Origin of the sequence: Pseudomonas sp. B14(2022) (genome assembly GCF_012030485.1) — a bacterium.
Classification (GTDB): Bacteria; Pseudomonadota; Gammaproteobacteria; order Pseudomonadales; family Pseudomonadaceae; genus Aquipseudomonas.
On the sequence record NZ_JAAUVM010000027.1, the window covers coordinates 65,967 to 73,903 of the forward strand.

Sequence of the window (7,937 nt, forward strand, 5' to 3'; positions counted from 1 at the left end):
CAGATGCATGCGCCGGGAACGTGACCGCAGGGTTCTCGTCAGTGCAGTGCCAGCACCGCCGCCCATTGTTCTGCGGTGACCGGCATCACGGACAAGCGACTGCCTTTTTGTACCAGGGGCCATTCGGCGAGGGCGGTTTGCTGTTTCAGGTAGCCCAGGCCCAGCACCTTGGGAAAGGTCTGGATGTGCGCGACGTTGATCGCGCTCCACGGGTTTTTCTCCGGGGTGGCCTTGGCGTCGAAGTAGTGGCTGTCCGGCTCCAGCGCGGTAGGGTCCGGGTAGGCGGCCTCGATGATTTTGCCGATGCCGGCAATGCCCGGCTCGGGGCAACTGGAGTGGTAGAAGAAAAATTGGTCACCCACCGCCATCGCCCGCAGGAAGTTGCGCGCCTGATAGTTGCGCACCCCGTCCCAGCGCGCTTCGCCGAGCTTTTCCAGGCCTTTGATGGAGAGTTCATCGGGTTCGGATTTCATCAGCCAGTAGGCCATTTTTGGACTCCTGAAAAAGGCGTTGGGCAAGTTGTCAGGCAATTTGATGACAAACCGACAGTCGGTTGGCGCCAAGGTTTGCGTGTTGGTTCACGTTACCGCAGAATGCGCGGGTTTTAAGCTTGACACAGCTGCAACGGACTACTGTGGAACGTTGTTAACATCGTGTACGAGGTGCCTGAAGGGGGGCAATCGATGCAACGTAAACCGGATTTACTATGGATATTGGTGATTTTGTTTGGTCTGGGCGTCGTGACCACCGGGTATGCGCAAAGCTTGTGGTCGAACAAGACCGATGCGCCCGTTGAGCTTGCTCAACAGCAGCAGCAACCGTTCAAGCGTTAACCCTTCTTCAAGACGCCGCTGATCCCAGTGGCGTCTGTGCGATATACCATCCCTTGTCAGTCACTGTGCCAGCCAACGGCACATCCCAGCTCGCCTGCACCAGTCGTTCGACTTTCTGACATTCATGGGCCAGGCCCAGTAGCGTCGGCTTGCGCCAACGCTGGCGGCGGGACAGGTAAGCGAGGCTGCGATCATAGAAGCCGCCGCCCATGCCCAGGCGTCCGCCTGTTTCGTCGAACCCCACCAATGGCAAGAACACCAGGTCCAGCGCCCACACCTCGCGTTGCCGGCTGATATTTACCTGCGGCTCAAGAATGCGAAACCGGTTGGGCCGCAGCTTTTCCCCCGGTCGCACGCGTTGGAACACCATCTTGGTCCGGGGCCAGGCGCTGAGCACCGGCAGATAGGTGGCCTTGCCCCGGCGCTGAGCCGCACGCAGCAGCAGGCGCGGATCGATTTCACCGTCCGTCGGTAGATATAAGGAAATATGTTTGGCCCGGCGAAACAGCGGGTGCTGCGCCAGTTGCCGATACAGGCCGTGGGCAGCCTGGCGCTGCTGGCTCGGCGTGAGGGCACGGCGGGCGTTGCGCAACATGCGTCGAAGTTGCGGACGGGAAGGCGGCGCAGGTTCGGTCATGATTTCAGCTCATAAAACAATGCCAGTCATGGAGACTGGCATTGAGTTTGGTATTCAGGCTCCCCGACAGCGCCGCTGTCGACTCAGCCCTTGAACCCGAAAGTTCAAGGTGGAAGAAGCAGTAGGCTTTAAGGCTTTCCGTCTAGCGGACATGCACACCAGCCCAACGTGCAACTTCCAGGGTAGTGCGAATCGGCTCCGGGACATCGCCGACTGGCAAGCACGCCAGGGAGTGGGGCGAGTATACCTTAAACAGTCGCAGCAATCAGCCTTTGGGAGCTTCCGAATCGCTGGAAAGTACCAGATCCACACGTTCGAGCAGGTCACGCACCTGTTCGCGCGTCGAGCCGCTGGCCTGCACGTCAGGGCGCTCCTGCTTATGCAGCAGGTCGTGGGTAATGTTCAACGCGGCCATCACGGCAATGCGGTCGGCACCGATGACTTTGCCGCTGCTGCGGATTTCACGCATCTTGCCATCCAGGTAGCGGGCGGCGCTCACCAGGTTGTTGCGCTCTTCCTGGGGGCAGATGATCGAATATTCTTTGTCGAGGATCTGCACGGTGACGCTATTGCTTGAACTCATGAGTCTTGCTCCAGGGCCTTCAGGCGCGAAATCATCGATTCGACCTTACGCCGGGCGATTTCGTTTTTTTCAATGAGGTGAGCGCGTTCCTCGCGCCAGGTCTTTTCCTGAGCTAATAGGAGTCCGTTTTGACTCTTAAGTTGCTCGACCCGAGTAATTAGCAGTTCGAGTCTGGCCATCAGCGCTTGCAGGTCGGTGTCTTCCATTGGGTTCCACTGGATTTGTCTGATGAATGGCAACTGCAGGATAAACGATCTGACGCCCTCGATAGTCTTGGTACGTCTGCCGGTGCTAGGATACAGCGCTCCATTCTAGACATTGCGCCGTCTGGCGCCTAGCTCACCATGCCCATTCAGAACTCCCCGTACGATGCTTTTTCCAAACTGCTGAGCACCAGCGGTCATCCTTGCTCGCCTGCCGAACTGCACGGCGTGTTGCTCGGCCGCAGTTGCACCGGCGTTGGCTTTGATGCCGACAATTGGCTGGCCGATGTGGCCGAACTGCTGGAAACCGAACCGACCGACAACGTGCGTAACGCGCTGATCGGCCTGCAAGAGATGGTCAAGGGCGAACTGACCGGTGATGACGTCACCGTGGTCCTGCTGCTGCCGACCGACGACGCGCCGCTCACCGAACGCGCCGCCGCGCTGGGCCAGTGGTGCCAGGGTTTCCTCCACGGTTTTGGCGTGAACGCCGGCGGCCTCGAGTTGAGTACCGACGCCAAGGAAGTGCTGCAGGACCTGGCGGCCATCTCCCAGGTGCAAGATGCCCTGGAAGAGTCCGAAGACGGTGAAGGCGACTACATGGAAGTCATGGAATACCTGCGCGTCGCGCCGCTGTTGCTGTTCACCGAGACCAAAAAGTCCGCTGAGCCTGCTGCCCCCAAGCCTTCGCTGCATTAAAAGAGAAAGGAAGCCCATCTGCCCATGATCCATATCCCCAAAGCGGAATACACCCGGCGCCGCAGGGCGCTCATGGCGCAGATGGAACCCAACAGCATCGCGATCCTGCCGGCCGCCGCCGTGGCCATCCGCAATCGCGATGTGGAGCACGTCTATCGTCAGGACAGCGACTTCCAGTACCTGAGCGGTTTCCCCGAACCGGAAGCGGTGATCGTGCTGATGCCCGGTCGCCAGCATGGCGAGTACGTGTTGTTCTGCCGCGAGCGCAACGCCGAACGCGAATTGTGGGACGGCCTGCGCGCCGGTACCGAAGGCGCGATTCGCGAATACGGCGCCGACGATGCCTTCCCCATCACCGATATCGACGACATTCTGCCCGGCCTGATCGAAGGCCGCGATCGGGTGTATTCAGCCATGGGCAGTAACGCCGAATTCGATCGGCACTTGATGGAGTGGATCAACGTCATCCGCTCTAAAGCGCACCTTGGCGCCCAGCCACCGAACGAATTTGTTGCCCTGGATCATCTGCTCCACGACATGCGCCTGTATAAATCGGCGGCGGAAGTGAAGGTGATGCGCGAGGCTGCGCGAATTTCCTGCGCGGCCCATGTGAAGGCGATGCAGGCCAGCCGCGCCGGCTTGCATGAGTTCAGCCTGGAAGCCGAGCTGGACTACGAATTCCGCAAGGGCGGCGCGAAGATGCCGGCCTATGGCTCTATCGTCGCCACCGGGCGCAACAGCTGCATCCTGCATTACCAGCAGAATGACGCCGTGCTCAAGGACGGCGACCTGGTGCTGATCGATGCCGGTTGCGAAATCGACTGCTACGCCAGCGACATCACGCGCACCTGGCCGGTCAACGGCAAGTTTTCAGCGGAGCAGAAGGCGATCTATGAAATCGTGCTGGCTTCCCAGGAGGCGGCCTTTGCCGAGATCGCGCCGAACAAACATTGGAATCAGGCCCATGAGGCGACAGTGCGGGTCATCACCGCCGGGCTGGTGAAGCTGGGGTTGCTGAAGGGTGACGTCGATGAACTGATCGCCAGTGAAGCCTACAAACCCTTCTATATGCACCGCGCCGGCCATTGGCTGGGGATGGATGTGCATGACGTGGGCGAGTACAAGGTGGGCGGCGAATGGCGTGTGTTGGAAGTTGGCATGGCATTGACCGTGGAACCGGGCATTTATATCTCGCCGGATAACCAGGCCGTCGCGAAAAAATGGCGTGGCATTGGCGTACGCATCGAGGACGACGTAGTGGTGACCAAGCAAGGCTGTGAAATTCTGACCGGCGGCGCCCCCAAGGGCGTCGCCGAAATCGAAGCCCTGATGGCGGCTGCTCGATGAGTCGGGTCAACCTGGCAATTATCGGCGGCGGCCTGGTGGGCGCGAGCCTGGCGCTGGCGTTGCAGGCCGGGGCCAAGGCGCGTGGCTGGAAAATCGTGCTGATCGAGCCCTTCGCGCCCGGCGACAGCTACCAGCCGAGCTACGATGCGCGGTCTTCGGCGCTGTCCTACGGCGCCCGGCAGATTTATCAGCGCCTGGGCCTGTGGCAACAAATCTCGCGCCGCGCCGAACCGATCAAGCAGATCCATGTGTCGGACCGTGGGCGCTTCTCCACCGCGCGGTTGTCCGCCATGGAAGAGGGCGTGCCGGCCCTCGGTTACGTGGTGGAAAACGCCTGGCTTGGCCAATGCCTGTGGCAAGGCCTGGACAAGGACGTGGTGAGCTGGCGTTGCCCGGCGGAAGTCACGCGCATGGAGCCGCTGCCCGATGGCTACCGCCTGACCCTCAACGATGAAACCGTGCTGGAATGCGACCTTGCTGTGCTGGCCGACGGCGGCCGTTCCGGCCTGCGCGAGCAACTGGGCATTGGCGTGAAAACCCGCCCGTACAACCAAAGCGCGCTGATCGCCAACATCACCCCGAGCGAGGCCCACAACGGCGAAGCGTTCGAACGTTTCACCGATGAAGGCCCGATGGCCCTGCTGCCGCTGCCGGACAACCGCTGCGCGCTGGTGTGGACCCGTATCGGCATGGACGCACAGCGCCTGGCCAATCTTGATGAACGTAGCTTCTTGAGTGAATTGCAGGGCGTGTTCGGCTACCGCCTGGGCACCCTCAAGCAAGTGGGCGCCCGTCATTTGTATCCGTTGACCCTGGTGGAAGCCGAAGAACAAGTGCGCTCGCACCTGGCGATCCTCGGCAATGCCGCCCACAGCCTGCACCCGATTGCCGGGCAGGGGTTCAACCTGTCCCTGCGTGATGCACATGCCTTGGCCGAGGCCTTGCTGGCCGGGCCGGCGGTGCCGGGTGACCTGGCGACGTTGCAGGCTTATCGCGAGCGCCAGCGCATGGATCAGAAGTTGACCGTGGGTTTCTCCGACCAGGTCACGCGACTGTTTGGCAGCGTGCAACCGCTGGTCGCCCTGGGCCGCAATATGGGCCTGCTGGGCCTGGATTTGTTGCCGCCGGCCAAGCGTTGGTTCGCCCGTCAGGCCATGGGCCTGGGTACCCGTCCCGATGCGTGAGACTTATCAATCCTTTTACGTGCGGCGCAAGCCGCCAGCGAGACAGGCTTAAAGCATGGACATGCGCGCAGATGTGCTGATTGTCGGGGCCGGAATGGTCGGAAGCGCCCTGGCGCTGGCGTTGCAGGGCAGTGGCCTGCAGGTGCTGCTGCTGGACGGTAGCCCGCTGAGCGTCAAACCCTTCGACCGCGAGGCGGCCTTCGAACCGCGTGTAAGCGCTTTGTCGGCTGCCAGCCAGCGCATCCTCGAGCGCCTCGGTGTGTGGGATGGCATCGTTGAACGACGCGCCAGCCCTTACGGCGAGATGCAGGTGTGGGACGGCAGCGGCACCGGGCAGATCCACTTTTCGGCGGCCAGTGTGCATGCCGAAGTGCTCGGGCATATCGTCGAGAACCGTGTGGTCCAGGATGCCTTGCTCGACCGTCTGCACGACTGCGACCTGGGCCTGCTGGCGAATGCGCGCCTGGAGCAGATGCGTCGCTCCGGCGATGACTGGCTGCTGACCCTGGCCGATGGCCGCACATTGCGCGCGCCGCTGGTGGTGGCCGCCGATGGTGCCAACTCCGCCGTGCGCCGCCTGACCGGCACCGCGACCCGTGAATGGGACTACCTGCATAACGCCATCGTTACCAGCGTGCGCAGCAGCCAGCCGCACCAGCGCACGGCCTGGCAACGCTTTACCGACACCGGCCCGCTGGCGTTTTTGCCGCTGGTGCGGGACGGGCAGGAGGATTGGTGCTCGATCGTCTGGTCGACTACGCCGGCTGAATCCGAACGCCTGATGGCATTGGATGATGAAGGCTTCTGCCGTGAGCTGGAGCGCGCCTTTGAAGGGCGCCTTGGCAGCGTGATCAGCGCCGATCCGCGCGTTTGCGTGCCTTTGCGCCAGCGCCACGCCAAACGCTATGTGGCCGAGGGCCTGGCGTTGATCGGCGACGCGGCCCACGTCATCCACCCATTGGCCGGGCAGGGCGTCAACCTGGGGTTCCTCGATGCGGCGGTGCTGGCCGAAGTGTTGTTGTCGGCCACCGAACGCGGTGAACGCCTGGCCGATGTGAAAGTGCTCAGCCGTTACGAGCGCCGACGCATGCCGCATAACCTGGCCCTGATGGCGGCGATGGAAGGCTTTGAGCGCTTGTTCCAGGCCGATCAACTGCCGCTGCGCTGGTTGCGTAATGCCGGGTTGAAGATGGTCGACCAGATGCCCGAAGCCAAGGCCGTGTTTGTGCGCCAGGCCCTCGGGTTGACCGGGGATCTGCCGGAGCTGGCCAAGCCCTGACAGGTCCGCGCAACATTTGGTAACGCCTCAGTCGAGCGTTACCAAATGTGAGTCCCTATCATTTGCGCCTACTTTGCAAATGAGAGACCGCACCCATGTTGGCACCCAAGCGCCTCCTGACTGCCCTGGCACTCACCCTGATCGGCAGCACCACCGTGCAGGCCGCCGACGAAGTGGTGGTCTACTCCTCGCGCATCGACGAACTGATCAAGCCGGTGTTCGACGCCTACACCCAAAAGACCGGTGTACAGGTGAAGTTCATCACCGACAAGGAAGCCCCGCTGATGCAGCGCATCAAGGCCGAGGGCGAAAACGCCACCGCCGACCTGCTGCTCACCGTGGATGCCGGCAACCTCTGGCAGGCCGAGCAAATGGGCATCCTGCAACCCTTCACCTCCCCGGTGATCGACAAGAACATTCCCCTGCAGTACCGCTCTTCGGCTCACGCCTGGACCGGCTTGAGCCTGCGTGCGCGGACCATCGCGTATTCCACCGACCGGGTCAAACCGGGTGACCTGACCACCTACGAAGCCCTGGCCGACAAACAGTGGGAAGGCCGCCTGTGCCTGCGCACGGCGAAAAAGGTCTACAACCAATCGCTGACCGCCACCCTGATCGAAACCCACGGTGCGGCCAAGACCGAAGAAATCGTCAAGGGGTGGGTGAATAACCTGTCCACCGACGTGTTCTCCGATGACATCGCGGTGCTGGAGGCGATCAACGCCGGGCAGTGCGACGTGGGTATCGTCAACACCTACTACTACGGCCGCCTGCACAAACAGAAGCCGGACCTGGCGGTGAAGCTGTTCTGGCCGAACCAGGGCGACCGTGGCGTGCATGTGAACCTGTCGGGCATCGGCTTGACCAAGCACGCGCCACACCCGGAAGCCGCCAAGGCGCTGGTGGAGTGGATGACCACGCCTGAGGCGCAGAAGATCTTTGCCGATGTGAACCAGGAGTTCCCGGCCAACCCGGCGGTACCGCCGTCGGCTGAAGTGGCGACCTGGGGTAAATTTGTGGCGGATACATTGCCGGTGGAAGTGGCGGGCAAGCGCCAGGCTGAAGCCATTCGCCTGATGGATCGGGCGGGCTGGAACTAAGTACAATTTGTAGGACGCCGTAGGTCCAAATGTGGGAGGGGCGGTGCGACGATTCGACTTGAATCGTCGCAC

The 7,937-nt window shown here is 62.0% G+C and carries 10 protein-coding genes and 1 other RNA gene; 6 read left to right on the top strand and 5 right to left on the bottom strand.

Going from position 1 to position 7,937, the window contains the following annotated elements; translation table 11 throughout:
* Nucleotides 1-38: 38 nt before the first annotated feature.
* Nucleotides 39-488 carry an EVE domain-containing protein gene (locus tag HCF10_RS27595; protein WP_131697578.1) on the bottom strand — a complete coding sequence of 150 codons (450 nt, stop codon included), beginning with the start codon at nucleotides 486-488 and terminating at the stop codon, nucleotides 39-41.
* A 195-nt stretch (nucleotides 489-683) separates the two neighbouring features.
* Here HCF10_RS27595 and HCF10_RS27600 point away from each other — a divergent pair, with 195 nt between their 5' ends.
* Entirely contained in the window at nucleotides 684-833 is a 150-nt protein-coding gene (locus tag HCF10_RS27600; protein ID WP_164299887.1) for a hypothetical protein, read from the top strand.
* Nucleotides 834-840: 7 nt separating this feature from the next.
* On the opposite strand, the gene HCF10_RS27605 is transcribed toward HCF10_RS27600, so the two are convergent.
* The 4 genes from HCF10_RS27605 to HCF10_RS27620 form a co-directional block, all read right to left on the bottom strand.
* Nucleotides 841-1,470 (bottom strand): 5-formyltetrahydrofolate cyclo-ligase, encoded by a 630-nt coding sequence (locus HCF10_RS27605; RefSeq protein WP_131697577.1) that lies wholly within the window; start codon nucleotides 1,468-1,470, stop codon nucleotides 841-843.
* A 56-nt stretch (nucleotides 1,471-1,526) separates the two neighbouring features.
* Nucleotides 1,527-1,705: non-coding RNA, 6S RNA (gene ssrS, locus HCF10_RS27610), on the bottom strand.
* Between the two features lie 30 nt (nucleotides 1,706-1,735).
* Nucleotides 1,736-2,053 (bottom strand): cell division protein ZapA, encoded by a 318-nt coding sequence (locus tag HCF10_RS27615; RefSeq protein WP_131697576.1) that lies wholly within the window; start codon nucleotides 2,051-2,053, stop codon nucleotides 1,736-1,738.
* The gene (locus HCF10_RS27620; protein WP_007982902.1) at nucleotides 2,050-2,259 is read right to left on the bottom strand and encodes a TIGR02449 family protein; all 210 of its coding nucleotides are present in this window, start codon (nucleotides 2,257-2,259) and stop codon (nucleotides 2,050-2,052) included. The genes HCF10_RS27615 and HCF10_RS27620 overlap by 4 nt, the downstream gene beginning before the upstream one ends.
* Before the next feature lie 138 nt (nucleotides 2,260-2,397).
* Between HCF10_RS27620 and HCF10_RS27625 the strand changes: the two genes are divergently transcribed.
* The 5 genes from HCF10_RS27625 to HCF10_RS27645 all read left to right on the top strand — a co-directional run bounded on the left by HCF10_RS27625 (nucleotide 2,398) and on the right by HCF10_RS27645 (nucleotide 7,865).
* Nucleotides 2,398-2,955, top strand: coding sequence for a YecA/YgfB family protein (locus HCF10_RS27625; RefSeq protein WP_015886444.1), 558 nt, complete (start codon nucleotides 2,398-2,400; stop codon nucleotides 2,953-2,955).
* A 24-nt stretch (nucleotides 2,956-2,979) separates the two neighbouring features.
* Complete coding sequence (gene pepP / locus HCF10_RS27630; protein WP_145337450.1) at nucleotides 2,980-4,302, top strand: Xaa-Pro aminopeptidase; 1,323 nt, start codon at nucleotides 2,980-2,982, stop codon at nucleotides 4,300-4,302.
* Nucleotides 4,299-5,486, top strand: coding sequence for a 2-octaprenyl-6-methoxyphenyl hydroxylase (ubiH, locus tag HCF10_RS27635; protein WP_167656807.1), 1,188 nt, complete (start codon nucleotides 4,299-4,301; stop codon nucleotides 5,484-5,486). Before pepP ends, ubiH begins: the two co-directional genes overlap by 4 nt.
* A 61-nt stretch (nucleotides 5,487-5,547) precedes the next feature.
* Nucleotides 5,548-6,765, top strand: coding sequence for a 2-octaprenyl-3-methyl-6-methoxy-1,4-benzoquinol hydroxylase (locus HCF10_RS27640; RefSeq protein ID WP_167656808.1), 1,218 nt, complete (start codon nucleotides 5,548-5,550; stop codon nucleotides 6,763-6,765).
* A gap of 95 nt (nucleotides 6,766-6,860) precedes the next feature.
* Nucleotides 6,861-7,865: an extracellular solute-binding protein gene (locus HCF10_RS27645; RefSeq protein ID WP_053127831.1), complete on the top strand. Its 1,005-nt coding sequence runs from the start codon at nucleotides 6,861-6,863 to the stop codon at nucleotides 7,863-7,865.
* Nucleotides 7,866-7,937: the final 72 nt, after the last annotated feature.

Coding starts and splice junctions, on each gene's coding strand:
- ubiH (WP_167656807.1), top strand. CDS start 4,299: ATGAGTCGGGTCAACCTGGCAATTATCGGCGGCGGCCTGGTGGGCGCG.
- HCF10_RS27615 (WP_131697576.1), bottom strand. CDS start 2,053: ATGAGTTCAAGCAATAGCGTCACCGTGCAGATCCTCGACAAAGAATAT.
- HCF10_RS27645 (WP_053127831.1), top strand. CDS start 6,861: ATGTTGGCACCCAAGCGCCTCCTGACTGCCCTGGCACTCACCCTGATC.
- HCF10_RS27600 (WP_164299887.1), top strand. CDS start 684: ATGCAACGTAAACCGGATTTACTATGGATATTGGTGATTTTGTTTGGT.
- HCF10_RS27605 (WP_131697577.1), bottom strand. CDS start 1,470: ATGACCGAACCTGCGCCGCCTTCCCGTCCGCAACTTCGACGCATGTTG.
- HCF10_RS27595 (WP_131697578.1), bottom strand. CDS start 488: ATGGCCTACTGGCTGATGAAATCCGAACCCGATGAACTCTCCATCAAA.
- HCF10_RS27625 (WP_015886444.1), top strand. CDS start 2,398: ATGCCCATTCAGAACTCCCCGTACGATGCTTTTTCCAAACTGCTGAGC.
- HCF10_RS27640 (WP_167656808.1), top strand. CDS start 5,548: ATGCGCGCAGATGTGCTGATTGTCGGGGCCGGAATGGTCGGAAGCGCC.
- HCF10_RS27620 (WP_007982902.1), bottom strand. CDS start 2,259: ATGGAAGACACCGACCTGCAAGCGCTGATGGCCAGACTCGAACTGCTA.
- pepP (WP_145337450.1), top strand. CDS start 2,980: ATGATCCATATCCCCAAAGCGGAATACACCCGGCGCCGCAGGGCGCTC.